The sequence below is a fragment of the Micromonospora sp. URMC 105 genome (genome assembly GCF_051386295.1).
Lineage (GTDB): Bacteria > Actinomycetota > Actinomycetes > Mycobacteriales > Micromonosporaceae > Micromonospora.
This window is the reverse complement of record NZ_JBPQTL010000083.1, coordinates 1-25,009: the sequence shown is the minus strand read 5'-3', so window position 1 is coordinate 25,009 and position 25,009 is coordinate 1. Positions and strand designations below refer to the sequence as shown.

The following is a 25,009-nucleotide window of genomic DNA, read 5'->3' as shown; positions in this document are numbered from 1 at the left end:
GCCGGTCGGAATCCGGGGATTCCGACCGGCGCCGCTCGCGGGTCAGCCGGGGCAGGAGCAGGTGGACGCAGGGACCGGGCCGGCGGTCACCAGCTGGACGGTGGCGGCGGCGTCACCACCGGCGGCCGGTCGTCGCAGGTGATGGTGTTGGGCAGCAGCCAGGGGGCGAGCCAACCGCCGTCGTTGCCGCCGAGATCGGTCAGGCGGAACTCGGAACCGGCGGGGGTGAAGTGGAAGGAGCCGCAGTTGTTGACGCCGACCGCCCCGACGTGGCGGGCGTCGACGTCGGCGAAGGAGGCCGAGCCCGCCGTACGGGCGCTCACCACGGAGGTCCCGGCCCCGTCGACCCGGACGTCCCGGAACTGCACGTTCGTGATCGAGTACCGGTCCTTCACCGGCCAGTCGCTGACCAGCATGATCGCGTTGTAGGTGTTGTCCAGGTAGTGGTCGCCGACCACCTGGATGTCGGCGTCGATGCTGCGGTCCAGGGCGTAGAACCAGATGGCGCCGAGGCCGATGTTCCAGTTCAGCTCGTACGTGCCGGCGCGGACCGTGGTGTTGTCGGTGATCCGGAGCTGCCCGGTGAACGCCTCGGCGCCGAACCGGGCTCCGACCTGGATGGCGCTGCCCTCGCGGACCGGGTCGGCGATCAGGTTCCCCGACACCGTGTTGTCCGTGCCGCCGTAGAGGGCGATGCCGTTGGCCAGCACCGGCGACTGCACGGTGTTGTGGTCGATGGTGTTGCGGGCGTTGCCGATCCGCTCCGACCACATCGCCAGGGCGTCGTCGCCCGTGTTGCGGACGAAGTTGTTCCGCACCACGGAGTCGGTGACGCCGGTGTGGAAGTTCAGGCCGTCGGCGATCTGGTCGACGATGACGTTGTCGGTCACCCGCAGGTGGCTCATTGGCCCGTCGAACCAGAGCCCCACCTTGGTGTGGTGCAGGTAGAGGCCCTGGACGCTGGAGTGGCTCAGGGCGCCGCCGACGCCGTTGACCTGGTCGGTGTCGATCCGCTCGCGGACGTCACCCTCGATCGCGAAGCCGGAGAGGTGCACGTTGCGGCTGCCGCCCGCCGACGCCGGCTTGCCGTAGAAGCCGACCCCGGTGTGCACCGAGCCGTCGGGGGCCGGGGTGTCGAGCGCGACCTCGCGTCCCTTGATGATCGTGTACCAGTTGCCGGCGCCCTCGATGGTGATGTCGTCGACGATGATGTGGCGGTTCACCTGGTACGTCCCCGGCGGCAGGTAGACCTTCAGCTTCGCGCGCCGCGCGAAGGCGATCGCCCGGTCGATGGCGTCGGCGGAGTCGCGCCGCCCGGTCGGGTCCGCGCCGAACGCGAGCACGTTCGCCGCGACCGGCACGACGCGCGGCGGGCCGACCAGCTCCGAGTCGAGCAGGTCGACGACCGTCCACGGGGCGACGCTTCCCGCCGGCACCGCGAGCCGCAGCACACTGCCGGCCGGGTACGTCCGGCCGAGCCGCAGGCGTTGCTCGTCGTAGAAGTGGTGCGGGCGGAACGGCGTGGTGATCGTCGGGGCGGGGGTGGTGGTGGCGGGGACGCAGGAGCATTCGGTGATCCACCAGTCGGGGTGCAGCAGGCCGGCGGTGGGGTCGTTGGAGAACGGGTACTGGTTGTACAGCCAGGCGTACTGCGACGTCAGCGTCATGGTCCGGGCGTGCCGTCGGTCGACCGACACGTCCAGCGGGGCGGTGATGCCGCCGCCGGTGGGCGCGTCCGGGATGCTGTACCGGACGGTGATCGCGTTGGCCGCGGCGGGCAGGGTGAACTCGACGAACTGGCCGGGCGCGAGGCTCACCGCCCGGCGGCCGGAGGCTTCCGACGCCAGGGTGTACGCCGCGCGCCCCGGGCCGATCAGCGTGCCGTTCGTCGTGGCGTGCTCCGCCTCCTGCTCCACGAAGGCGACCTGGGCGCCCCGGCCCGTGACGAGCGACGGGTCGAGAGCGGCGCGGGTCACGACCGGGGCGGGACGCGCGGGGGAGCCGTCCTCCGCCCGGGCCGTCCCGGCCCCGCCGGTCACGGTGGCCGCCATGACCGCCGCCATGACCGCCGCCTGGACGGGCCGCCGGGGTGCCGGTCCGCCCGGCCGTCCTGTGGTGAGTCGAGACATCGCGTGATCCGTTTCTTCCGGGGACCCGACGACCGTCATCGGCGCCGCGGGCAGCCCCCGTCGTGACCGCGGTGGATGTCAGGTAGCGAGGCGAGGTGGTTGCGGCGATGTTATTTCGAACCGCTGTCGACATTCAAGCACCTGTTTGTGCAGTAATTGCAGGGCCGTTGGCGGTCCGCAATCCGGTCGGCGCCGTCGCGGGGGCCGGTCGCCCGCCGGGACGGAGGGTCGGCCGCGCGGTCGGGCCGTGACGTGACACGTCAAGATGCGGTTCATTTTTTGCAGGATCGGTGCCGTATCATCACGGCGTGACGAAGCGACTGACCGAGGTGGCGAGGAAGGCCGGCGTCAGCGAGGCCACCGTGAGCCGGGTCCTCAACGGTCGTGGCGGCGTCTCCGAGTCCACCCGCACGGCCGTGCTCACCGCGCTGGACGTGCTGGGCTACGAACGGCCGACCAAGCTGCGGGGGGAGCGGGCGCGCCTGGTCGGGCTGGTCCTCCCCGAGCTGCAGAACCCGATCTTCCCGGCGCTGGCCGAGGTGGTGACCGGGTCGCTCGCCCAGCGCGGCTACACCCCCGCGCTCTGCGCCCGGACCATCGGCGGTGTGTCCGAGGCGGACTACGTCGAGATGCTGCTCGACCATCAGGTCTCCGGCGTCATCTTCGCCGGCGGTTCGTACGCGCTGACCGACGCCCCGCACGACCACTACCGGCGGCTGACCGACCGGGGGTTGCCGGTCGTGCTGGTCAACGCCGGCGTCGACGCGCTGGACTTTCCCCGGGTCTCCACCGACGACGCGGTGGCGGTGGAGCAGGCGTACGGGCACCTGCGGTCGCTCGGGCACGAGCGGATCGGCATGGTGCTCGGCCCGGAGGGGCACGTGCCCTCCCGGCGCAAGCTCGACGCGATGGTCCACGTCGCAGGCTGGGCCGACCACACGGACTGCGTCGAGCGCTCCAGCTTCTCGATGGAAGGGGCGCGGGTCGCCGCGAGCAAGCTGGTCGAGCGGGGCGTGACCGGCATCGTCTGCGCCAGCGATGTGCTGGCCCTGGGCGCCATCCGGGCCGCCCGGCGGCTGGGCCGGGTGGTGCCGACCGACGTGTCCGTGGTGGGCTTCGACGATTCCGCCTTCATGACCTGCACCGACCCGCCGTTGACCACGGTCCGGCAGCCGATCGAGACGATGGGGCAGGCCGCGGTGGACCTGCTGGTCACCCAGATCGAGGGGGCCGGCGTGCTGCACGACGAGCTGCTGTTCGAGCCCGAACTGGTGGTTCGGGGCTCCACCGCGCCCGCCCCCGGCCGTTGACCCGGATCCGTCCGGGTCGCCGCCCGGCCGCCGGCCACCGTCTGCGCCGCTGACCCCCGCGTGCCGGCCGACCCACTCCGCTCGACCCCGCGCTGACCAGGCGGGACGCTGCCCGGACCGGCGGGAGGCTCCGGCGCGGGGCGGCGGACGAGTGCGAGCCGAATGCTGCGAACAGTCCATGATCCGGGCGTCGCCTGCAGCCTTGTCAACATCTGCCGTTTCAAAGTCGTGTCCTTTCATCCAACGATCTAAACCTTGCCGACATGAGTCCGTCTCGCTACAGTGACTCCACTCACAGCTGACCCCGACGCAGCTACCGGGGGTCAGGTCACCCGATCGACGTAGATCACTGACAGGGCGGTGCCGCGGTGCGTTCACCGCAGGTCGGCGACGTCCTGAAGAGACTCGTTCCCGAAGGGATGGACAGATGTCCGTACCGCAGTACCGGAAGGCTGCGGCGTTGGCGCTCGTGGCCGGCCTGGGGCTCAGCCTCACGGCGTGCTCCACGAAGAGCGACGACGCCGCGAGCGATGCCGGCGGCAAGGTCACCATCACCGTCGACTGCCAGCCGGTCGGCTCCCAGAAAGAGCTGCTGAAGAACTGGAACGACGACGTCGCCGAGTTCCAGCGGCAGAACCCCGACATCGTCGTCAAGAGCGTCAGCGTCGGCGAGCAGTGCAACAACCCGCCGGACTTCACCGCCCGCCTCGCCGGTGGCACCGTCACCGACGTCTTCTACGGGTACATGACCGATCTCCAGCAGGTGCTCGACTCCGGCCAGGCGATGGACATCACCCAGTACGCCACCAAGGACACGGTGCCGACCTGGGACAGCGTCGACCCGGCACTCAAGGAGGTCTTCAGCGACGGCGGCAAGCTCTACGCCGTCCCGGTGAAGAACTACTCGATGGGCCTGATCTACAACAAGGTCCTGTTCCAGCAGGCCGGGCTCGACGTGAACAACCCGCCCAAGACCTGGCCCGAGGTCCGCGCCGCCGCCAAGAAGATCGCCGCGCTCGGCAACGGCGTCTCCGGCTACTCGGAGTACAGCGCCGGCAACACCGGCGGCTGGCACTTCACCGCCCTGCTCTACTCGCAGGGCGGCCAGGTGCTGACCGCCGACGGCAAGAAGGCCGACTTCAACAACGCCATGGGCAGGCAGGTCCTGCAGAACCTCAAGGACATGCGGTACGGCGACAACAGCATGGGCGACCGCCAGCTGCTGCAGTGGGGCGACCTGCTGACCAACGCCGGCGCGGGCAAGGTCGGCATGTTCATCGGCGCGCCGGACGCCACCCAGGCGATCGTCAGCCAGTTCCAGGGCAAGTTCCAGGACTGGGCGATGGCCCCGCTGCCCGGTCAGGACGGCAAGGCGAAGGGCACGCTCGGCGGCGGCGAGGGCTACTTCTTCAAGAAGGGCCTCACCCCCGAGCAGGTCAAGGCCGGTCTGAAGTGGATCGCGTACCAGAAGCTGACGCCGGGCAAGGGCCAGTTCGACTACGTCCGGGCCAAGCCGCAGAACTACCCGGTGGGCCTGCCCCAGCCGCTGCTCTTCGCCGGCGGCAGCGACGCCCAGAAGCAGGAGCTGGAGCTGCGCAAGGCGAACGCGAACGTCGACACCACCAACTTCGCGATCTTCGAGGCGAACCCGGTCCCGATCAAGGGTGAGCCCCGCAACGCGCAGGCGATCTACGCGGTGCTCGACGCCGCGATGTCCGGGGTGCTGACGAACCCCGACGCGAACATCGACGCGCTGCTCAAGACGGCCGAAGACAAGGTCAACAAGCTCCTCGCCGCGGAGAGCTGATCCGCCGGGGTGGGGGCCGCGCGTGCGCCCCCCACCCACCCTCCGCGCCGTACCGCTTCGTCACCGACTCACGCAGGAGTTGCCTTGGCGCTCACCACCGTCCCGGGGACCAGGAGGAAACCGGGCCGCCCCCCGTCGCCGTACCCGGCAGGGCCGCCGCGCACCGGCCTCGGCCGCAAGGTACGGGACAACCTCACCGGGCACGCGTTCCTGATCGGCGCGGTGATCTGCTTCGCGTTCTTCTCCTGGTACCCGATGATCCGCGGCATCGTCATGAGCTTCCAGCGCACCCGGCGCGGCGTCACCACCTGGGTCGGCTGGGACAACTACCACCGCATCATCGCCGACCCCAGCTTCTGGACGGCCTGGAAGAACACGTTCTCCTTCACCCTGCTGGCGCTCGTGCTCGGGTACGCGGTGCCGTTCTTCGTGGCGATCGTGCTCAACGAGTTCCGCCACGCCAAGGGGTACCTGCGGATCCTGGTCTACCTGCCGGTGATGCTGCCGCCGGCGTCGGCGCTCTTCCTCTTCAAGTTCTACGCGTACGACCCCGGGGACGCGGGACTGTTCAACTCGATCCTCAAGGGGCTGCACCTGCCGACGTCGCAGTGGATGCAGACGCCCGGGATGACGATGCCGGCCATGGTGATCGCGTCGACCTGGATGAACATGGGCGGCGCGGTACTGATCTACCTGGCGGCCCTGCAGAACGTCCCCGGCGAACTCTACGAGGCGGCCGAGCTCGACGGAGCCGGGATCTGGCGGCGGATCCGGCACGTGACCATCCCGCAGACCCGGCTGATCCTCGCGCTGCTGGCGATGCTGCAGATCGTCGCCACGATGCAGTTCTTCATCGAACCGCTGATCCTCGCGAACGGAACGGGGGCGGAGGACTCGGCGACCTCGGTGGCGTACCTCATCTACCAGCACGGCTTCTTCCAGAACGACCTCAACGGCGCCGCGGCGCTCGGCGTGATCATGCTCGTGGTGCTGGCCGGCTTCTCCGCCGCCTACGTACGGCTGAGCGCGAAACAGGACTAGGACGGGACGAGGAATGGCACAGGACTCCGGAACCCGGACCCTCATCTCTCCTGCCCAGCTCCGGCGGGGGCGCGGCAGGGTCGTCTACTGGACGCTGCTCACCGTCGTCGTCGTGGGCTTCACGCTCGTCTTCCTCGGGCCGCTCTACTGGATGGTCACCGGCGCGCTCAAGTCGGGCCAGGAGATCGCGCAGACCCCGCCGTCGCTGTTCCCGGCCGATCCTCAACTGCAGAACTACGCCGACGCGTGGCACAACCTGAACCTCGCGAAGCTGCTGTTCAACACGTTCTACTACGCGGCCGGCGCGCTGCTGTTCCAGCTCGTCCTCGACACCGCCGCGGCGTACGCCCTGTCGAAGCTCCGACCGGCGTTCGGCAACGTGATCCTCGGCCTGATGCTGGCAACGCTGATGATCCCGGCGATGGTCCTCATCGTCCCGCAGTACGTGACCGTGATCGACCTGCCGATCCTGCACCTCAACCTGCTCGACTCGCCGTTCGCGATCTGGCTGCCCGCGGTCGCCAACGCGTTCAACATCTTCCTGCTGAAGCGGTTCTTCGACTCGATCCCGGAGGAGCTGATGGCGGCGGCCCTCATCGACGGGGCGACGCCGCTGCGCACGCTGTGGTCGATCATCCTGCCGATGTCGCGCCCCATCCTCGGCGTGGTCTCGATCTTCGCCGTGACGGCGGTCTGGAAGGACTTCCTCTGGCCGAAGCTGGTTATGCCCTCGCCCGAGACCCGGACGGTCAGCGTCGGCATCTACGCCTTCTCGGGCGGTACCCCGATGAACGTGGTGATCGCCGCGTCGGTCATCGCGGCGATCCCGACCGTCCTCGTCTTCCTGATCTTCCAGCGGAACATCATGTCCGGTCTGACCACCGGCAGCCTCAAGGGCTGACGTACCGACGCAGAAAGCAGGTGCTCGTGTCCAGAGCAGACCACGGTCCGTGGTGGCGCGGAGCGGTGATCTACCAGGTGTACCCGCGTAGCTTCGCCGACGGCAACGGCGACGGCATCGGCGACATCGCCGGCATCCGCTCCCGGCTGGACCACCTCTCCGCGCTCGGCGTCGACGCGATCTGGTTCAGCCCCTGGTACCCCTCGCCGATGGCCGACGCCGGCTACGACGTGGCCGACTACCGCGACATCGACCCCGTCTTCGGCACCCTGGCCGAGGCGGAGGCGCTGATCTCCGAGGCGCACGCGCTCGGCATCCGGACCATCGTCGACGTGGTGCCGAACCACTGCTCCGACGCGCACCCCTGGTTCCGGGCGGCCCTCGCCGGCGGCCCGGACGCGCCCGAGCGGGAGCTGTTCTGGTTCCGCCCCGGCCGGGGCCCGAACGGCGATCAGCCGCCCACCGACTGGGTCGGCGAGTTCGGCGGCGGGACGTGGACCCGGACCACCGACCCGGACGGCACCCCCGGCGACTGGTACCTGCACCTGTTCACCGCCGAGCAGCCGGACTTCAACTGGGACCACCCCAGGGTGCGGGCGGAGTTCGCGGACATCCTGCGGTTCTGGTTCGACCGTGGCGTGGACGGCATCCGGATCGACTCGGCCGGGCTGCTGGTCAAGGACGGGACGCTGCCCGAGACCCGGCCGGACCGGCCGCACCCGTTCCGCGACCTCGACGGGGTGCACGAGATCTACCGCGACTGGCGGCGGATCGCCGACGAGTACCCCGGCGACCGGGCCCTGATCGGTGAGGTGTGGATGCCGGACCGGCAGCGGTTCGCCAACTACCTGCGCCCGGACGAGCTGCACGCGGCGTTCAACTTCGACTTCCTCGGCTGCGCCTGGGACGCCTCGGCGCTGCGCGAGAGCATCGACGGGACGCTGAGCGCGCACGCGCTGGTCGGTGCGCCGGCCACCTGGGTGCTCTCCAACCACGACGTCACCCGGCACGTCACCCGGTACGGCCGGGAGGACACCACCTTCAGCTTCGCCAAGAAGCGTGAGGGGATCTTCTCCGATCTGGAACTCGGCACCACCCGGGCCCGCGCGGCGGCGCTGCTCTCGCTCGCGCTTCCCGGTGCCGCCTACGTCTACCAGGGCGAGGAGCTCGGGCTGCCGGAGGTCGAGGACATCCCCCCGGAGCTGCGGACCGACCCGATGTGGCCGCGCTCCGGTCACGTCGACCCGGGCCGGGACGGCTGCCGGGTTCCGCTGCCCTGGTCCGGCGACGAGCCCCCGTTCGGCTTCAGCCCGGACGGCGCGACGGCCGGCCCCTGGCTGCCGCAGCCGGCGGACTGGAAGGGCCGGACGGCGGAGGCGCAGGCCGGTGACCCGCACTCGATGCTGGCGCTCTACCGGACGGCGATCGGGATCCGGCGGACCGAGCGGAGCCTCGGCGACGGTCCGATGCGCTGGCTGGACGCCCCGGCGGACGTGCTCGCCTTCGCCCGCGGCGACGAGTTCGCCTGCGTGGTGAACCTCTCCGGCGCCCCGGTGCCGTTGCCGGCGCACCGGTCCCGGCTCCTCGCCAGCGGCCCGCTGGAGGGCGATCGGCTCCCGCCGGACACCGCCGTCTGGCTGCGCACCGACGGGGCTCCGCCCGCCTGAGCACTTCCGGCGCCGGCCGGTCCGTCCCGACCGCAGGTGGTCCGCCCCGGCTCCCCGCCGACGTGACCGGAAGGAGGCACCAGCGCAGCGATCGCCCCGTCCACGGGGACACCGGCCGCCTGACGAAACGGAGTGCACCGCTCATGGCCCACCACACCATCGGCACCCCTGCACCACCACCAGGAAGACCCGCCCGGGCCGCGCTGGCCGCCCTCGCCGGCGCCGCGCTCGTGGCGTCCACCATCGCGGTCGTCGCGTTCTCCACCGCCACCCCGGCCCAGGCCGCCGGGCTGTCCCCGTTCGACATCGCCGGCCGGGGCGCGACCGTGCCGTTCGTCGAGCAGGAGGCGGAACAGGCGGCCCGCAACGGTACGAAGATCGGCCCGACCCGCTACTACGGCCAGCTGCCGTCCGAGGCGTCCGGCCGGGAGCACCTGCGGCTGATCATCACCGGCAACACCGCCTGGCCGGCCGGCCAGGTCTCCGAGTTCGAGGTCCACGCCGCCTGACGGCGCCAGTCTCCGGGCCGGTCGGCCGTCCCCGCGACCCGGCCGGCCCGGCAGCCGCACCCCGCCGTGACCCCCGCGCGGCGGGCACCACCACCCCCTGGAAGAAGGTGCAAACCCGCCATGCCCGGAAGCAGCACGAGATCGCGTACCCCCCGCCGGTGGTGGACCGCCGGTCTGCTGGCCACCGCTCTGCTGGTGACCGCCGCCCCGGCCGTGCCCGCGGCGGCCGCCCCGGCCGGCCCCGGCGGCGGCATCCGGACCGCCGCCGCGCCGGCCCCCGCCGCCGCCGCGGCGCTCGCCGGGATCGCCGCGAGCATGACCGCCAGCAGCCACACCCAGACGTACGCCCCGGCGAACGCCAACGACGGCAACCCCGACACCTACTGGGAGAGCGCCAACAACGCCTTCCCGCAGTGGATCCAGGCCGACCTCGGTGCCACCGTCACCGTGGACCGGCTGGTGCTGAAGCTGCCACCGGCCGCCGCCTGGCAGACCCGGACCCAGACGCTGTCCGTGCTCGGCAGCACCGACGGCTCGTCCTTCACCACCCTGAAGGCGTCCGCCGGCCACACGTTCAACCCGGCCACCGGCAACACGGTGACCATCACGTTCCCCGCCACCGGCAGCCGGTACGTCCGGCTGAACGTCACCGGCAACACCGGCTGGCCGGCCGGGCAGCTCTCCGAGTTCGAGCTGTACGGCCCGGCCGGCGGGGACACCCAGGCGCCGACCGCCCCGACCAACCTGGCCTACACCCAGCCGGTCAGCGGGCAGATCCGGCTGACCTGGAACGCCTCCAGCGACAACGTGGGGGTGACCGGATACGACGTCTACGCCAACGACGTGCTGCGCGGCAGCGTCGCCGGCACCGTGCTGACCTTCACCGACAACCAGCCGACCAGCGCCACGGTCTCGTACCACGTCCGGGCGAAGGACGCCGCCGGCAACCAGTCGCCGAACAGCAACACGGTGACCCGTACCGGCAGCGGCACCGGCGGCACCAACCTCGCGGCCGGCAAGCCGATCACGGCCTCCTCGTACGTGCACACCTACGTGGCGACCAACGCCAACGACAACAACGTGGCGACGTACTGGGAGAGCAACGGTCACCCGGGCACCCTGACCGTGCAGCTCGGGGCGAACGCCAGCGTCAGCTCGGTGGTGCTCAAGCTCAACCCGGATTCGGCCTGGGGGATCCGTACCCAGACGGTGCAGGTGCTCGGCCGGGAGCAGAGCGGCACGTCGTTCACCAGCCTGGTCGGCGCGGCCGGCTACACCTTCAATCCGGCGTCCGGCAACACGGTGACCATCCCGGTCTCCGCCACCGCCGCCGACCTGCGGCTGACCTTCACCGCCAACTCCGGCGCTCCCGGCGGCCAGGTGGCCGAGTTCCAGGTGATCGGCACGCCGGCCGCCAACCCGGACCTGACCGTCACCGCCCTGTCGGCCAGCCCGGCCAACCCGAGCGAGGCCGACGCGGTCACCCTCTCCGCGACCGTCCGTAACGCCGGGACGGCGGCCTCCGCCGCGACCGACGTCAACCTCTACCTCGGCGGCGTGCGGGTCGGCACCGCCGCGGTCGGCGGGTTGGCGGCCGGCGCCTCGACCACCGTCACCGCGAACATCGGCACCCGCGCGGCGGGCAGCTACCCGCTGAGCGCCAAGGTCGACGAGGCGAACGCGGTGATCGAGTCCGACGAGACGAACAACAGCTACACCAGCCCGTCCCCGCTGGTGGTCAACCCGGTGGCCAGCTCGGACCTGGTCGCCTCGGCGGTCACCTGGACGCCCGGCAACCCGTCGGCCGGAAGCACCGTCAACTTCTCGGTGACGCTGCGCAACGCGGGCAGCGTCGCCTCGGCCTCCGGCGCGCACGGCATCACGCTGACCGTGCTCAACGAGGCGAACACCGTGGTCCGCACGCTGACCGGCTCGTACTCGGGCGTGATCAACGCCGGGGCCACGGCCGGCCCGGTCAACCTGGGCACCTGGACCGCCGCGAACGGGAAGTACACCGTGCGGGTGGTGCTGGCGACCGACGCCAACGAACTGCCCGCCAAGCAGGCCAACAACATCAGCGACCGGCCGCTCTTCGTCGGGCGGGGCGCGAACATGCCGTACGACATGTACGAGGCCGAGGACGGCGTGGTCGGCGGCGGCGCGGCCGTGGTCGGCCCGAACCGGACCGTCGGCGACCTGGCCGGCGAGGCGTCCGGGCGGCGTGCGGTCACCCTCAACTCGACCGGCAGCTACGTCGAGTTCACCACCCGGGCCAGCACCAACACGCTGGTCACCCGCTTCTCCATCCCGGACGCCCCGGGCGGCGGCGGCATCAACTCGACGTTGAACGTCTACGTCGACGGCACCTTCCACAAGGCCATCGACCTCACCTCCCGGTACGCCTGGTTGTACGGGGCCGAGGCCAGCCCGGGCAACTCGCCGAGCGCCGGCGGACCGCGGCACATCTACGACGAGGCCAACGTCATGCTCAACTCGACGGTGCCCGCCGGCAGCAAGATCCGGCTCCAGAAGGACCCGGCGAACACCACCACGTACGCGATCGACTTCATCAACACCGAGCAGGTCACGCCGATCGCCAACCCGGACCCGGCCCGCTACGCGGTGCCGAACGGCTTCACCCACTCCGACGTGCAGAACGCCCTGGACCGGGTGCGGATGGACACCACCGGCAACCTGATCGGGGTGTACCTGCCGGCGGGGAACTACTCCACCGCGTCGAAGTTCCAGGTGTACGGCAAGGCAATCAAGATCATCGGCGCCGGCCCCTGGTACACCCGCTTCAACGCCCCGTCGAACCAGGACAACACCGACGTCGGGTTCCGGGCGGAGGCGTCGGCCAACGGGTCGACCTTCTCCGGCTTCGCCTACTTCGGCAACTTCACCTCACGGGTCGACGGCCAGGGCAAGGTCTTCGACTTCGCCAACGTGTCGAACATGGCTATCGACAACATCTGGAACGAGCACATGCTCTGCCTCTACTGGGGCGCGAACACCGACTACATCACGATCAAGAACTCCCGGATCCGGAACATGTTCGCCGACGGCGTCAACATGACCAACGGCAGCACCAACAACCTGGTCAGCAACAACGAGGCCCGGGCGACCGGCGACGACAGCTTCGCGCTCTTCTCGGCGACCGACGCGGGCGGCGGGTCCAACAAGGACAACATCTACGAGAACCTGACCTCGATCCTGACCTGGCGGGCCGCCGGGGTGGCCGTCTACGGCGGCTACGCCAACACGTTCCGCAACATCCACATCGCCGACACGCTGGTCTACTCCGGCATCACGATCAGCTCGCTCGACTTCGGCATCCCGATGAACGGCTTCGGCGCCGACCCGCCCACCCGGTTCGAGAACATCTCCATCGTCCGGGCCGGCGGGCACTTCTGGGGCGCGCAGACCTTCCCGGCGATCTGGGTCTTCTCCGCCTCGAAGGTGTTCCAGGGCATCCGGGTCAGCGACGTCGACATCGTCGACCCGACCTACAGCGGCATCATGTTCCAGACCAACTACGTCGGCGGGCAGCCGCAGAACCCGATCACCGACACCGTCTTCACCAACGTGTCGATCAGCGGCGCCCGCAAGAGTGGTGACGCCTACGACGCCAAGTCGGGCTTCGGCATCTGGGTCAACGAGATGCCGGAGGCCGGCCAGGGCCCGGCGGTCGGCTCCGTCACCTTCGTCAACCTGCGGCTGAGCAACAACCACCAGGACATCCGCAACACCACGTCCACCTTCACCATCAACCGGAGCTGACCACCGTTGCCGGAACAGGCCGCCGCCGGAGGGCACACCGCCCTCCGGCGGCGGCCTCGCCGTGCCCGGTGGCTCAGCCGCGCGGCGCCGTCGCCCGGGCCACCGCGGACCGGGGACTGCACAGCACCGGTACGCCCACGTCGCCGAGCAGGTCGACCGCGGGCGCCATGCTCGCCTGGGCCAGCACGACGACGTCCACCTCAGCGGCGATGTCCCGCACGTGCGCGGCGATCCGGCGCAGGTACCCGTCGTGCTCACCGGCCTCGAAGAGCGGCCACGCGTCCGGGCAGGACACCGCCCGCAGCGACACGTCCACGCCGGCGGCCTGCGCGCTCTCGCGCAGCAGCGCCAGGGTCGGCTCCAGCGTGGACGGCACCGCCACCACCACGGCGACGCGCCGGCCGGCGGCGACCGCCGCCTCGGCCATCGGGCGGTCCACGCGGAGCACCGGAACGCCCACCTCGGGAGCCGCCAGCTCGGCGTGCCCGCTCAGCGTGGAGCAGGTGCAGATCACCACGTCGGCCCCGTCCGCCGCCAGCCGCCGCAGTTGCACCCCCAGGCGGGCCAGCAGGTCGGTGTCGACGCCGTTCGCCCTGGCGTCCGCCAGCAGGCCCGGGTCCACGACGTGGACGTCCCGCCAGCCGGGCGCGAGTTCCCTGGTGAGGGCGCGGAAGGTCGGCACGTGGACGGCGGCGGTGTGCAGGAAACCGATGATGGGCACGCGTCAGGATGACACCCGCGACCGGAACGCTCGGACCCGGTGGGCCGCTGGCCGTCGACCGGAGGTGTCTCACGCGCGGAACGTTCTCAGGAGGGCACCCGGTGCGGCACCCAGCCGAGGAAGCGGGTCCGCAGGTCGGCGGCGGGGCTGGCCGCGAGGTCCTGGGTGGCCGACGTGAGGCAGGTGGCGAGATAGACCCGCAGGTTCGTCGACTGCTGCCGGTACTCGTCGAGCAGGATCTGCCGCCGGCGGGAGCACGGCCATTCACTCCCGCAGTCGCGGCACTGCCACGACGGGGTCATCGGATCGTGCGGAGCGGGCATCGGTCTCCGATCTCCCTGCTGCTGTGAAGGATTCTCGGGCGTCGGCGGCGCAATTCCCACCCTCCGGTCGAGTCCCATTGACAGGACGACCGGCCGATGGCCGGTGGTGGTCGTCATTCGTTGTGCCCCCGCCCTTGAGCGGTCGTCGCCGGGCCGGGCCGACCTTGCTGGGCTCCGGCGGGTCACGGCACCCGCCGGGCCCGGCCGGCTCGCGCCGCCGGGGCGAGGCCGACCCGCCGGGCGCGCCGCGCGAGGTCGCCGGTGTCCGGCCGGAGCCCGGCGTAGGCTGACCGGCGTGGATCAAGAAGACCGGATCGCCCTGTTCCTCGACTACGAGAACCTCGCGCTGGGGGCGCGCGACCACCGCGGCGGCATGGCCTTCGACTTCCGCCCCATCGCAGACGCGCTCGCCGAGCGGGGCCGGGTGGTCGTGCGGCGGGCGTACGCGGACTGGTCGTACTTCGACGAGGACCGCCGGATGCTCACCCGGTCCCACGTCGAGCTGATCGAGATACCCCAACGCATGGGCGCCTCCCGCAAGAACGCCGCCGACATCAAGATGGCGGTCGACGCGGTGGAGCTGGCCTTCGAGCGCGACTACATCTCGACGTTCGTGATCTGCACCGGCGACAGCGACTTCACCCCGCTGGTCCACAAGCTCCGCGAACTCAACAAGCGGGTCATCGGCGTCGGCGTGGAGAAGTCCACCTCCGCGCTGCTCCCGCCCGCCTGCGACGAGTTCCTCTACTACGACCGGCTGGAGGGGGTGGAGATCTCGCCGACCCGTGCCCCGCGTACCCGGCCGGCGCGGCTGCCCAGCCCGGAGCCGCAGCAGGTGGAGCAGGAGCCCGAGCCCCGGGCCACGGCCGAGGAACCGGCCCGCGACGTGGAGACCCTCGCGGTGCTGGTGGCCCAGACCGTGGCCGGTCTGCAGGGCAGCTCCAGCGGTGCGGTGACCGCCTCGACGTTGAAGCGCACGCTGCTGCGCAAGGACCCGACCTTCAGCGAGTCCGACTACGGCTTCCGCACCTTCGGCGAGCTGCTGCGCCACCTCGCCACCCAGAACGTCGTCGAGCTGGCCGAGGGACCCGCCAAGGGCGACCCGGAGGTCTCCCTGCCCGAACACGGTGACCGGGAGGAGGCGTTCGGGCTGCTCCGCACCGTGGTGAAGGAGCTGGCCGGCGCCGACGGCACGGTGGCGCTGTCCGGCCTCAAGAACCAGCTCCGGCGGGCGCGGCCGCAGTTCAGCGAGAAGAAGCTCGGCTACCGCAGCTTCCTGCAGTTCTGCAAGGCCGCCGCCACCAGCGGGGTCGTCCAGCTGGAGTGGAACGCCGACGCCGACGACTACCTGCTGACCCCGCGGCCCTCCTGACCCGGGCCGGCGCGCCGGGGCCGCTGCGGCCGGCCCCGGCGTGCCCTCGCCGCCCGCCGGCTCACCCGACCGGCACTCCGGCACCGTCGAGCGCGGCGGTCAGCCGTCGCGCCTCGCCGACCAGCCGGCTCGACCCGCCCCGGGCGGCGACGTCGGCCAGCCCGGGCACCTCGATCCGGACACCGGTCGCGCCCGCCGTCTCCGCCGCCAGGGTCAGCAGGTCGGCGGTGCCCCGCGGGGCCTTCGCCGCCGTGAGCAGCGCGGGCAACGCGGCGGCGAGCAGCCGCCAGGTGCTCAGCGGGGCACCGGCGGCGGCCGCGTCGCGCAGCGGCTGGAGTACCCGGGTCAGCGTGAGGTCACCGACGGCGGCGAGGACGCCGACATGGGTCCCGACCGCGGGCGCGTCCAGGTCGCCGGCGGCGGCCAGCACCAGCAGGGCGTCGACGGCGGCGACCCGGTCGGACTCGTGCCGGGCCCCCAGGCCGTACGCGAGGGCGAGGTCGACCGCCGGGCCGCCGTCGCCTCCGCACTCGGCGAGCAGCGGCAGGATCGCGGCGCCACCGGAGACGTCCTGGTCGGCGCCGCTGGCGACGTCGGGCAGCGCGTACGCCGCCACCAGCCCCCGGTAACCGGGCAGCACGGCCGGCCAGAGCAGGGCCGCGTCGCCGACGTAGCTGTCGACGGACCCGGCCGACAGGGTGAGCAGGCCGAACGGGTCCTCGGCCCCGGCGGGCGGGTCGAGCCGGACATGCGTCCGCTGCCGGGGCAGCTCGTCGTAGCCCCAGTCGTGGTGCGGCCGGCGCTCCCGGCGCGGCAGCGTGACCACCCGCTGGACCGGATCAGGCAGACCACCCGCGCGCAGCCATCCGGCGAGCCGGTCCCCGGCGGGCGTGCCGAGCGCCGCCGCCCGGGCCGCGAGCGGTTCGTCGACCCGGGCGGGCAGCCGCAGCAGGGCCTGCGTCAGGTCCACCTCCCACGCGCCCCGGTCGCCGAGCCGGGCCAGGCGCTCGTAGAGCACCTCCGGGTCGACGGCGCCGTTGGCCGCCGTGGGGGCCGCGAGCAGACCCGGGTGAGGGGTTGGGCCGACGCGCTCACCGATCTCGGCCAGCCGGGCGCGCAGCAGGCGGTGCGGCGGTGGTACCCGGGCATCGGGGGCGTAGCTCCCGGGCGTCCGGCGCCGCACCGCCGCCAGCATCGCGGCCCACCGGCCCCGCCGTACGCCACCCTCGACCGGGTCGGCCGCCGCGAGCAGCACCCCGCCGAGGAGGCCGCACAGGCAGCACGGGTCCCAGGAGTGCTCCTCCGCGCCACCGCGATGCCGCCGCAGCACCGGGACCAGGGCCTCCTTCAGGCGGCCCCGGTCCCGGCCGGCGAGCCGTACCACCCCGTCGAGGACCCGTTCCAGACCGGACACCGTCGTGCGGCCGCCCAGCAGGGCGGCGACCTCCTCCGCCAGCTCGTCCGGGTCGGCGATGGCCGGGAGCGCGGGCAGCGGTCCGGCCGGTGGCGGCAGGTCGTCGCCCACCGGACCCACCACGACGGCAGGGGCGATCACGTGCCCGTGCCGGGCGGCCAACGCGGCGGCCCGGTCCCGCACGTCCGCCGCCGGATGGTCGGCCGCCACCGCGAGGACCTCGGCGACCTCCGCCGCGCGGTCGGGGTGGCGGCGGGCGAGCTGGTCCAGCCACCCGAGCTGGGCGCGCACCAGCGCCCGGTCCGGCCGGACCAGGACCGCCCGCGACGCGTCGAGCAGCCCCTCGACCTCCCCGCCGTCGAGCGCCCGCAGCGTCTTCTGCGCCATCGACGCCACCGGGCCGGGGGCGTCGGCGAGCAGGCGCAGATAGTCGCCGCGCCGCCGGCCGACCTCGGCGGCGGTGGGCTCCAGCAGGGTGTGCAGGGCGACGAACGGGCGCAACGCGCCCGGCCGGTCACCGCGCAGCAGCCGGCTCACGCAGCCGGCCAGCAGGGTCGTCCGGTCCAGGCGGCCCTCGACGGCCAGTCGCGCCAGCGCACGCGGCAGGGCCATCTTCTCGTCGGTCATGAACTCGTCGAAGGCCATCCGCGCACCGGCGCCGTCCACCTCGAACAACCGCGGCACCAGGGCGTCGAGGAACACGTCCCCGCGCAGCCGGTCCACCAGCGGGACCGGCCGCTGCCACTCCGGCGGCCACGCCATCCGGGCGAGCCAACCCTCGACGAACCAGTCACCGGCCGGCGCCGCCGCCTTCTCGACCCGGAGCAGCTCGGCGACGAAGTCCCAGTCACCCGCCGGATCGTCCCGGCGGGGCCGGTCCGCCAGCCGGTACGCCAGCTCGGCCAGCCAGGACACCCCGCGCATCCGGGCGACCTGGACCACCGGGCCGGCGTCGGCGGCCCGCAGCGACACGTTGCGCCGGCCCAGCAGGCCGGCCGCCGTCGCGGCGGTCGGCAGGCACCCCACCGCGGCCACCGCCAGGGCCGTGGCCTCGTCGTTCCACCACCAGTTGTCGCGCCGCCGGCGCACGTGGGCCACCAGCCCGTCGGCGAACGACCGCCGGCGCTCGTCGTCCAACCCGACGACCGCGTCGACGGCCGCGCCGACGTCGCCCCGGACCAGGAACTCGAACGGATCCGTCACGCCCCCACCTCCACCGGCGCGCCCACCATCGTGGTGGCCAGCGCGTGCTTGCAGGGGCCCCGCCGGCCCCGGTGCCGCGCCCACCAGGGGCAGGAACAGGTGTGTGAGCCGTCCGGCAGGCGGCGGACCCGGTAGACCTCGTCGCCGTGGCGGACGGTCGCGGCCTCGCCGTCGAGCGTCACCGCGCCCGCCTCGACCAGCGCCCGCGCGCCGACCAGCCGGGGATTGTCCCGTTCGGCCCGGCCGGCGTCGTACGGCAGCACCCGGTGGAAGTAGCCCGCCTCGGCCACGTCGAAGCCGACCCGGCCCGCGGTGCCCAACTGGGCCAGCGCGGCGCGGACCCGGTCCCCGGTGATCCCGGCCGACTCGGCCAGCGCGGACACGTCGATCGTCGGGTCCCAGGAGAGCAGGGCCCCGACCAGCGCGGCGTCGTCCACCACGTCGTCGCCGGCGAGTGCGGTCAGCGCCGCGCCCTCGCCGGAGAAGCCCCGGTAGGGCTCCGGCGACAGGGCCAGCGACAGCCGCAACGCACCCGTGTCGAGCTCCCACACGCTGGGCAGCGCGGGCGAACCGGGCGTCGCCGGTGGCCCGTACATCCGCAGCGTCCGCGCGTGCCGGAGCAGCCCGCGCAGCGTGGCCAGGCGTCCGGCGCCGGCCAGGCACACCGCGCCGGGCACCGGCCGCGACGTCAGCCGCAACGAGCGGCCCGCCGGCACCACCCAGAGCACCGACCGGTCGTTGCCCGCCGGCAGCCGGCGCAGGAAGGCCGCCGCCTCCGCCGCCGGGACCTCCGCCCGGGGCTCCATCGCCGCCGCGATCACGTGGACCTCGGCGAAGCCCCGCAGCCACCGCCCGGGCAGCGGCACCTTCTTCTCCACCACCGCACCGTCGAGCGTGGAGACGGTGAGGTCGTCCGGCCCCACCGACAGGTGCAGCGGATCGATGCCGCCCACCCGGGCCAGCGCCTCCCGCAGCGGTGCGTTCACGTCGACGTTGGTGGTGCCGTGCTCGACGACGTCGCCGTCGAAGCCGGCCGGTACGACGTCCAGCCGCGCGTACACCCCGCAACAGCCGGAGAACGACTCGAAGCGCATCCGGTCCCGGGCGCCGGTGACGACGGGGTCGAGGCTCGCCGGGCTGACCGGCTGGTGGTACCGGGTCCGGGCCACCTCGGCGACCGCCAGCAGCCCCGCGGCGGCCGCCCGCGGCGTGGTCAGGAAACCGGAGAAGAACCGGGGATTGGTGGCGGGCCCGCCGCTGGTCTGCAACGCCAGGTCACCGGCGTGCAGTGCGGACGGCTGGAGGTAGCGGTACGTCTGAAGGGCGGTCACGGCTGCGAACAGTACGAGTGCCCCCCGACACCGGCGGATAGTCGGCGTGGCGCCCGGGGGCTCACCCGGTCGGCACCCCGGCAGCCGGGAGCGGCGGGCCCGGGCGGGCCCGCCGCCGTACCCGGTGCCGGGCCGGCGTCACCACCGGCGTGGCGCCTCCCGGGCGTCGTCGCGAATGTGCTGCGCCTCCTCGACGCCGGTGTCCCGGACCGTGGCCGCGCCTCGGGCCGCCGTGGACCGGACCTGCTCGGACGCCTGTTGGACGGGTTCCCGCAGATTGTCCTGGACCTCGTGCAGCAGCCCGCCGGCCTGCTGTTTGAGCTGGCCGGAGTGCTCCATCAGCTCGTGCTTGGCCCGCTCCGCCAGCTCCCGTTCCCGCCGGCTCGGCCGCAGGAGGGACGAGGCCAGCGCGCCCACGCCGAAGGCGATGAGACCCGCGGCCAGCGGGTTGCCCTCGGCGCGTTCCCGTGAGTTGTGGGTGAGCGTCCGCGCCCGCTCACCCGCGGTGGCGGCGCCCTGCTGGGCGGTGTCGGAGAGCCGGTGCGTCACGTTGGCCGCCTGGTGGGCGGTGTCGGAGAGCCGGTGCGTCATGTTGTCCGTCTGGGCGGCGGTGGCGTCGCGGGCGTGCCGGGCGTTGCCCATGACCGTGTCGACCATCCGGCTCCACCGGCCACGGGCGCGATTCACCCCGCCACGGGCGCGGTTCACCGGCGCGGCGGCGATCCGGCGCGGATTGACCTTGTCGGTCAGCGCGTCGACGTCACTGCTCAGGTCGGCTCTGGTTGTCTCGATGTCGTGCCGGATCCGGTCCGGATCGCTGGACATGGCGACTCCCTTCGGCTTCAGCGGCCTCTGACCGCGTCCGGAATCTCGTGCGCGGTCTGCTTGGTACGGGGCAGGGCGTGCACCGTGCGTAGCTGCCCACGGGCCTTGGCGGCGAGCACGGCGCCGATCACCGCCCAGATCACGGCGACGATCAGCGCGGCCCAGCCCTGGTCCATGACGTTGGACAGCGCCCACCACAGGGCGTGCGACAGGAACACGAGGGTCAGCAGCGCCGCGATCGCGGCGGCGACGAACATGCCCGCCACCATGCCCAGGCTGCGGGCCTCCTCCCGCACCTCCGCCTTGGCGAGTTCGACCTCCTTGCGCAGGAGGGTGGAGAAGTTGCGGGTGGCGTCGGCGAGCAGTTCACCGATGGAGGCCTGGGTCTTGTCGGGACCACCGCCGGCACCCATGGGCGAGGCGCTCATGGGCCCACCTCACGGCCCATCGGCCCGTGACGCAGCGGTGCGGCGGTGTCCGGCGCGGCAGGCGCCCGCAACGGCGCCTCCCGCGCAGGCGGGAAGCCCTCCGCGCGGGACGTGTCGATGTCACCCCCACCGCCCTGGCCGTCCGGTCCTCCGGTGAGCGCGCGGCCCAACCGTCCGGCGAGCAGTCCGGCGATCGCGGCACCGGCCAGGAACGCGCCGGGGTGCCGGCTGGCGTAGTCGCGTGCCTCCCGCAGCAGCGCGCCGGGCTCCCGCTCGTCCAGCCAACCGGCGGCCTGCTGGGCGGCGTCGGCGCCGCGGCGGACGACCTCCGCGGCCATGCCACCCTCGGTGCCGTCGGCCATGGTGCGCAGTTGCGAACCCAGCGAGCGGAGGCTGTCGGCGGCGCGCCGTTGCTGCTCCTGGGCCTGGGTACGCGCCTGCGCGGAGGCCTCGCCGAGCAGGTTGCGTACCTGCTGGCGGCCTTCGGAGGCGACCTGCCTGCCCTGGTCGACCGCCTGCCGGGCGGTGTGGCCGCCGGCCTGCGCCGTCTCGTGGCCGAGCCGGGTCGCCTCCTGCTGGGCCTGTCCGGCCGCGTGCTGAGCCTTTCCGGCCGCCTGCTGGACCTTTCCGGCCGCACCGCCGCCCGATCCGGCCGGCGGCGGAGATGAACCCCTACCCGTCGTCATCCGATCTCCCTTCGTCGGGCCCGCCTTCGTGCAGGAACGGGATCGGCGGTTACCCGTCGACGCCCGGCGTACTCGTCGGCCGGGCCGCCGGTGTGCGCGACGGCCACCGGCAGCCGGGCGAATCACCCGAACAGGGCGGATGGAGGTCTCGATTTCGCCGACCGGCGCCGCTGGGGCCACCGACAATGGGCGCATGAGAATGACGATGTTGCAGAAGAGACGCGCCGCCAAGATGGGGCGCCGGAACTGGTGGCCGCTGGCGGCGGTCGTGATGACGGTGGGAGCGGCCGGGGCCGCGGCGCTGCGCCGGCGCCGGGGGGCCGGTGGCGAGTGGACGGGCTCCGGCGGGACCGAGATGCCGGCCGGTGACTCCCCGGCCTTCATCACGCCCACCGGTGGCCCCGGGGACACCTCGTTGTCCTCGAAGCGGTGACGGCCGGGCACGAGAGTGCCCGGCCCGACCCTTCGGCTCGTCCCGCTCAGCGGTGTCGCCGCCGGCGCAGCACGTAGAGGGCAGCGCTGGCGGCGAAGAGCGCCGCGCTGACCGCCAGCCAGCGGGCCAGCAGCGGCCGGGGCTCCAGCCCGGTCGCCCCCCGGTACGTGCCGTCGCCGAGACCGAGGACGCCGGGCAGATGGACGAGCAGGAGCAGCCCGGCGGCGAGCGCGGGCACCCGGACGTGGTTCAGCGCCGACGGGGCGCCCCGACGGCGCACACCGGCGCGCAGCGCCCGGTCGGCCAGCGCGTAGACCGGGAACAGCAGCAGGTCGTGGGCGACGACCGCGCCCAGGAACCAGAGCAGCATCCACACCGCCGTCGGTTCCCCGGCCAGCCGCAGCACGATCCAGCCGGTCACCGCGAAGCAGCCGAGCAGGAGCAGCAGGTGCCACGGCGCGGCGCCGTACGCCCGCCGGAACCTAGCCATCGGCGCGCCCCTCGAAGGCGATCTCCCGGACCCACTTGGTGCAGTGCACGCCGGGCAGCGCCGGCACGACGATCCGCGCCGGATAGCCGTGGTCGGCGGAGAGGTCGACCCCGTTGACCCGCAGGGCGAGCAGCGAGTCCCGGTCGCGGACCTGGTTGGCCTGCAAGCGGGCCGCGCGGAACAGGCCGGCCCGCTCCAGCGACCGGACCGACGCCGTGGCCGACGCGGGCGCGCCGACCAGCGCGGCGAGGTCGCGCAGCCGCACCCCGGTCCAGGTCTGCGACGTCGACCAGCCCTCCACGCAGGCGATCGGCAGGTCGGCGGTGTGCTGCGCCATCGCGAGCAGGCCGGCCCGGTCCAGCTCGACGGTCCGGTCGCCGGCGCGCACGGTCAGCCGCCAGCCCGCCCCGGTGTCGCCGGGCTGGATGCCGGCCGCGGCGGCGGTGCGGTTGACCGGGAACCCGTTCGGCCCGTCGCCGGGCTGTCGGCCCCGGGGCAGCAGCAGCGCGGTGCGGCGCAGCACCCCGTCCAGGCTCTGCCCGACGGTCAGCGCGGCCAGCAGCAGCGCACCGCCGCCGGCCAGGGCCAGCACCCCACGCCGGCTCATCGTCGCCGGGCCGGGACGCCGGGACACCAGGCCGTCCGGATCCGGCGGCTCCGGCCGGGTACGCGCCAAAGGGGTACGCGCGAAGCCCGGCCCGCGCAGCGCGGTGACCATCCGGGGCAGCTTCACCGCCACGTGGGTGACCAGGGCACCGGTGAAGACCCAGGCGCCGTACCAGTGCGCGGTGTAGAAGTCGAACCCGAACAGGTACGCGTACTGGATGTTGAGCAGGCCGGTGGCCGTCTCGAAGAGGATCCCGCCCACCAGCAGCAGCAGCGAGAGCCGTTCCACCACCTGGGCCGGCGAACGGGCCGGCGGCCAGTCGAAGAGCTTCGGCACCACCGACCAGAGCTTGCCCAGCACCACCGGCACCAGCACGATCCCGAGCGTGACGTGCAGGCCCTGGGTGAGCCGGAACAGCCAGGCCGGCCGGGTCGGCCAGTCGAAGACGGGCGGGTGCAGCCAGCCCACGTCGCTCGGGAACGCCTGGCCGAGCCGGGGCCCGTAGGCGATCCAGTCCAGCAGCCCGGTGACGATCACCAGCGGCAGGGCGGCGAGCAGGACGGCCCCGAACACGGAGGTGAGCCACGGACCGCGTACCGGACTGCGCCAGGCCTCGGCGGCGGCGTCGGCACCCGGCGGCCGGTGCCTGTCCAGCGCCCGCCACAGCCGCGCCGCGTAGGCGTACCCCTGGGGGTCGGTCTTCCCGGTGGACGGCCCGGCGGCCCGGCCCGGCCCGGCGTGCCCGGGCGTCGGGTCGCCGGACGGTGCGGGCGGGTCGGCGGACACGGCTCCTCCTGCGGGCGCGGCTGCTCGGGGCCGGGGCCCCTCGTGCAGGACGCTAGGCGGCGCCACCGCCGGCCGGTCGGCTTTGCCGCATTACCGAAGGCTTACCGTCCGTGCCTTACGGAGTGCTGACGTCCGGCCCGAACCGGCCCGCCGGGCAGCCGACTGACCTAGCGTGATCCGAATGCGGGTACTGGTCACCGGCGCGGCCGGGTTCATCGGATCGCAGGTCGCGGATCTGCTCGTCGCCGAAGGGCACCAGGTCGTGGGCCTGGACGCGCTGCTGCCGCAGGCGCACGCAGGCGCGCTGCCCGAGTGGTCCCGCCGGCACGACCCGGTGATCGGCGACGTGCGGGACCCGGGGCTGCTCGACGACCTGCTGGCCGGAGTGGACGCCGTCTGCCACCAGGCGGCGATGGTCGGGCACGGGCTGGACGCGTCGGACGCTCCCGGCTACGCCAGCCACAACGACTACGGCACCGCGGTGCTGCTCGCCGCGATGCACCGGGCCGGCGTGTCCCGGCTGGTGCTGGCCAGTTCCATGGTGGTCTACGGCGAGGGGCGCTACGCCTGCGCCCGCGACGGCGTCGTCCGGCCCGCCCCGCGCCGCGCCGCCGACCTGACCGCCGGCCGGTACGACCCCACCTGCCCGCGGTGCGCCGGCACCCTCGCCCCCGCGCTGGTGCCCGAGGACGCCCCGCTGGAGCCGCGCAGCACGTACGCGGCCAGCAAACTGGCGCAGGAACACCTCGCCGCCGCCTGGGCCCGCCAGACCGGGGGCGGGGTGTGGGCGCTGCGCTACCACAACGTCTACGGCCCCCGGATGCCCCGCGACACCCCGTACGCCGGGGTCGCGTCGATCTTCCGGTCGGCGCTGGCGGACGGCCGGCCGCCCCGGGTCTACGAGGACGGCCGGCAGCCCCGCGACTTCGTGCACGTCACCGACGTGGCGCGGGCGAACCTGCTGGCGCTGACCGCGCCGGCCCCGGACGGCCTGGTGCCGCTCAACGTCTGCTCCGGCGAGCCGCACACCGTCGGCGACCTCGCCGCCGCCCTCGCGTCGGCGATGGGCGGGCCGCCGCCGGAGGTGGTCGGCGGGGCGCGCGCCGCGGACGTGCGGCACGTGGTCGCCGACCCGGCCCGCGCCCGCGAACTGCTCGGCTACACCGCCCGGGTCGGCTTCCTCGACGGCGTCACCGCCTTCGCCACCGACCCCCTCCGCGACCCAGCCGCCCTCCCCGCCTGACCC

The 25,009-nt window shown here is 73.2% G+C and carries 20 protein-coding genes; 10 read left to right on the top strand and 10 right to left on the bottom strand.

Annotated features, from left to right (window positions below; genetic code table 11):
• Positions 1-86: 86 nt before the first annotated feature.
• Positions 87-2,063: a glycosyl hydrolase family 28-related protein gene (locus ACSNN7_RS22415; protein ID WP_436682922.1), complete on the bottom strand. Its 1,977-nt coding sequence runs from the start codon at positions 2,061-2,063 to the stop codon at positions 87-89.
• A 374-nt stretch (positions 2,064-2,437) separates the two neighbouring features.
• On the opposite strand from ACSNN7_RS22415, the gene ACSNN7_RS22410 reads away from it, so the two are divergent.
• The 7 genes from ACSNN7_RS22410 to ACSNN7_RS22380 all read left to right on the top strand — a co-directional run bounded on the left by ACSNN7_RS22410 (position 2,438) and on the right by ACSNN7_RS22380 (position 13,144).
• Positions 2,438-3,439: a LacI family DNA-binding transcriptional regulator gene (locus ACSNN7_RS22410; protein WP_436682921.1), complete on the top strand. Its 1,002-nt coding sequence runs from the start codon at positions 2,438-2,440 to the stop codon at positions 3,437-3,439.
• 427 nt (positions 3,440-3,866) lie between these two features.
• Complete coding sequence (locus tag ACSNN7_RS22405) at positions 3,867-5,246, top strand: ABC transporter substrate-binding protein (protein WP_436682920.1); 1,380 nt, start codon at positions 3,867-3,869, stop codon at positions 5,244-5,246.
• Between the two features lie 84 nt (positions 5,247-5,330).
• Complete coding sequence (locus ACSNN7_RS22400; RefSeq protein ID WP_436682919.1) at positions 5,331-6,287, top strand: carbohydrate ABC transporter permease; 957 nt, start codon at positions 5,331-5,333, stop codon at positions 6,285-6,287.
• 13 nt (positions 6,288-6,300) lie between these two features.
• Positions 6,301-7,188, top strand: a complete 888-nt coding sequence (locus ACSNN7_RS22395) for a carbohydrate ABC transporter permease (protein WP_436682918.1) — start codon at positions 6,301-6,303, stop codon at positions 7,186-7,188.
• Between the two features lie 26 nt (positions 7,189-7,214).
• Positions 7,215-8,855, top strand: a complete 1,641-nt coding sequence (locus ACSNN7_RS22390; protein ID WP_436682917.1) for a glycoside hydrolase family 13 protein — start codon at positions 7,215-7,217, stop codon at positions 8,853-8,855.
• Positions 8,856-8,998: 143 nt separating this feature from the next.
• Positions 8,999-9,364, top strand: coding sequence for a hypothetical protein (locus ACSNN7_RS22385; protein WP_436682916.1), 366 nt, complete (start codon positions 8,999-9,001; stop codon positions 9,362-9,364).
• A 120-nt stretch (positions 9,365-9,484) separates the two neighbouring features.
• The gene (locus ACSNN7_RS22380; protein ID WP_436682915.1) at positions 9,485-13,144 is read left to right on the top strand and encodes a discoidin domain-containing protein; all 3,660 of its coding nucleotides are present in this window, start codon (positions 9,485-9,487) and stop codon (positions 13,142-13,144) included.
• A gap of 73 nt (positions 13,145-13,217) precedes the next feature.
• Here the strand turns inward: ACSNN7_RS22380 and ACSNN7_RS22375 are convergent, their stop codons facing one another.
• Together ACSNN7_RS22375 and ACSNN7_RS22370 are read right to left on the bottom strand one after the other, a co-directional pair.
• Positions 13,218-13,865 carry an aspartate/glutamate racemase family protein gene (locus ACSNN7_RS22375; RefSeq protein ID WP_436682914.1) on the bottom strand — a complete coding sequence of 216 codons (648 nt, stop codon included), beginning with the start codon at positions 13,863-13,865 and terminating at the stop codon, positions 13,218-13,220.
• 86 nt (positions 13,866-13,951) lie between these two features.
• Positions 13,952-14,188, bottom strand: a complete 237-nt coding sequence (locus ACSNN7_RS22370) for a hypothetical protein (protein WP_436682913.1) — start codon at positions 14,186-14,188, stop codon at positions 13,952-13,954.
• Between the two features lie 295 nt (positions 14,189-14,483).
• Here ACSNN7_RS22370 and ACSNN7_RS22365 point away from each other — a divergent pair, with 295 nt between their 5' ends.
• On the top strand, positions 14,484-15,560 hold the full coding sequence (locus ACSNN7_RS22365; RefSeq protein ID WP_436682912.1) for an NYN domain-containing protein: 1,077 nt from the start codon (positions 14,484-14,486) through the stop codon (positions 15,558-15,560).
• A gap of 61 nt (positions 15,561-15,621) precedes the next feature.
• On the opposite strand, the gene ACSNN7_RS22360 is transcribed toward ACSNN7_RS22365, so the two are convergent.
• From ACSNN7_RS22360 to ACSNN7_RS22340, 5 genes are all read right to left on the bottom strand, one after another.
• Positions 15,622-18,177, bottom strand: coding sequence for a hypothetical protein (locus tag ACSNN7_RS22360; protein ID WP_436682911.1), 2,556 nt, complete (start codon positions 18,175-18,177; stop codon positions 15,622-15,624).
• Positions 18,174-19,508 carry an SWIM zinc finger family protein gene (locus ACSNN7_RS22355; protein WP_436682910.1) on the bottom strand — a complete coding sequence of 445 codons (1,335 nt, stop codon included), beginning with the start codon at positions 19,506-19,508 and terminating at the stop codon, positions 18,174-18,176. The genes ACSNN7_RS22360 and ACSNN7_RS22355 overlap by 4 nt, the downstream gene beginning before the upstream one ends.
• A gap of 138 nt (positions 19,509-19,646) precedes the next feature.
• Positions 19,647-20,333: a DUF3618 domain-containing protein gene (locus ACSNN7_RS22350; protein ID WP_436682909.1), complete on the bottom strand. Its 687-nt coding sequence runs from the start codon at positions 20,331-20,333 to the stop codon at positions 19,647-19,649.
• Between the two features lie 17 nt (positions 20,334-20,350).
• Entirely contained in the window at positions 20,351-20,761 is a 411-nt protein-coding gene (locus ACSNN7_RS22345) for a phage holin family protein (RefSeq protein ID WP_436682908.1), read from the bottom strand.
• The gene (locus ACSNN7_RS22340; protein ID WP_436682907.1) at positions 20,758-21,447 is read right to left on the bottom strand and encodes a hypothetical protein; all 690 of its coding nucleotides are present in this window, start codon (positions 21,445-21,447) and stop codon (positions 20,758-20,760) included. The genes ACSNN7_RS22345 and ACSNN7_RS22340 overlap by 4 nt, the downstream gene beginning before the upstream one ends.
• A 193-nt stretch (positions 21,448-21,640) precedes the next feature.
• On the opposite strand from ACSNN7_RS22340, the gene ACSNN7_RS22335 reads away from it, so the two are divergent.
• Positions 21,641-21,880: a hypothetical protein gene (locus ACSNN7_RS22335; RefSeq protein ID WP_436682905.1), complete on the top strand. Its 240-nt coding sequence runs from the start codon at positions 21,641-21,643 to the stop codon at positions 21,878-21,880.
• Between the two features lie 46 nt (positions 21,881-21,926).
• On the opposite strand, the gene ACSNN7_RS22330 is transcribed toward ACSNN7_RS22335, so the two are convergent.
• Positions 21,927-22,370 carry a hypothetical protein gene (locus ACSNN7_RS22330; protein WP_436682904.1) on the bottom strand — a complete coding sequence of 148 codons (444 nt, stop codon included), beginning with the start codon at positions 22,368-22,370 and terminating at the stop codon, positions 21,927-21,929.
• The gene (locus tag ACSNN7_RS22325) at positions 22,363-23,763 is read right to left on the bottom strand and encodes a molybdopterin-dependent oxidoreductase (RefSeq protein ID WP_436682903.1); all 1,401 of its coding nucleotides are present in this window, start codon (positions 23,761-23,763) and stop codon (positions 22,363-22,365) included. The genes ACSNN7_RS22330 and ACSNN7_RS22325 overlap by 8 nt, the downstream gene beginning before the upstream one ends.
• A 181-nt stretch (positions 23,764-23,944) precedes the next feature.
• Here ACSNN7_RS22325 and ACSNN7_RS22320 point away from each other — a divergent pair, with 181 nt between their 5' ends.
• Positions 23,945-25,006 carry an NAD-dependent epimerase/dehydratase family protein gene (locus ACSNN7_RS22320; protein WP_436682902.1) on the top strand — a complete coding sequence of 354 codons (1,062 nt, stop codon included), beginning with the start codon at positions 23,945-23,947 and terminating at the stop codon, positions 25,004-25,006.
• Positions 25,007-25,009: the final 3 nt, after the last annotated feature.

Coding starts and splice junctions, on each gene's coding strand:
- ACSNN7_RS22345 (WP_436682908.1), bottom strand. CDS start 20,761: ATGAGCGCCTCGCCCATGGGTGCCGGCGGTGGTCCCGACAAGACCCAG.
- ACSNN7_RS22415 (WP_436682922.1), bottom strand. CDS start 2,063: ATGGCGGCGGTCATGGCGGCCACCGTGACCGGCGGGGCCGGGACGGCC.
- ACSNN7_RS22380 (WP_436682915.1), top strand. CDS start 9,485: ATGCCCGGAAGCAGCACGAGATCGCGTACCCCCCGCCGGTGGTGGACC.
- ACSNN7_RS22320 (WP_436682902.1), top strand. CDS start 23,945: ATGCGGGTACTGGTCACCGGCGCGGCCGGGTTCATCGGATCGCAGGTC.
- ACSNN7_RS22335 (WP_436682905.1), top strand. CDS start 21,641: ATGAGAATGACGATGTTGCAGAAGAGACGCGCCGCCAAGATGGGGCGC.
- ACSNN7_RS22405 (WP_436682920.1), top strand. CDS start 3,867: ATGTCCGTACCGCAGTACCGGAAGGCTGCGGCGTTGGCGCTCGTGGCC.
- ACSNN7_RS22350 (WP_436682909.1), bottom strand. CDS start 20,333: ATGTCCAGCGATCCGGACCGGATCCGGCACGACATCGAGACAACCAGA.
- ACSNN7_RS22395 (WP_436682918.1), top strand. CDS start 6,301: ATGGCACAGGACTCCGGAACCCGGACCCTCATCTCTCCTGCCCAGCTC.
- ACSNN7_RS22385 (WP_436682916.1), top strand. CDS start 8,999: ATGGCCCACCACACCATCGGCACCCCTGCACCACCACCAGGAAGACCC.
- ACSNN7_RS22340 (WP_436682907.1), bottom strand. CDS start 21,447: ATGACGACGGGTAGGGGTTCATCTCCGCCGCCGGCCGGATCGGGCGGC.
- ACSNN7_RS22370 (WP_436682913.1), bottom strand. CDS start 14,188: ATGCCCGCTCCGCACGATCCGATGACCCCGTCGTGGCAGTGCCGCGAC.
- ACSNN7_RS22330 (WP_436682904.1), bottom strand. CDS start 22,370: ATGGCTAGGTTCCGGCGGGCGTACGGCGCCGCGCCGTGGCACCTGCTG.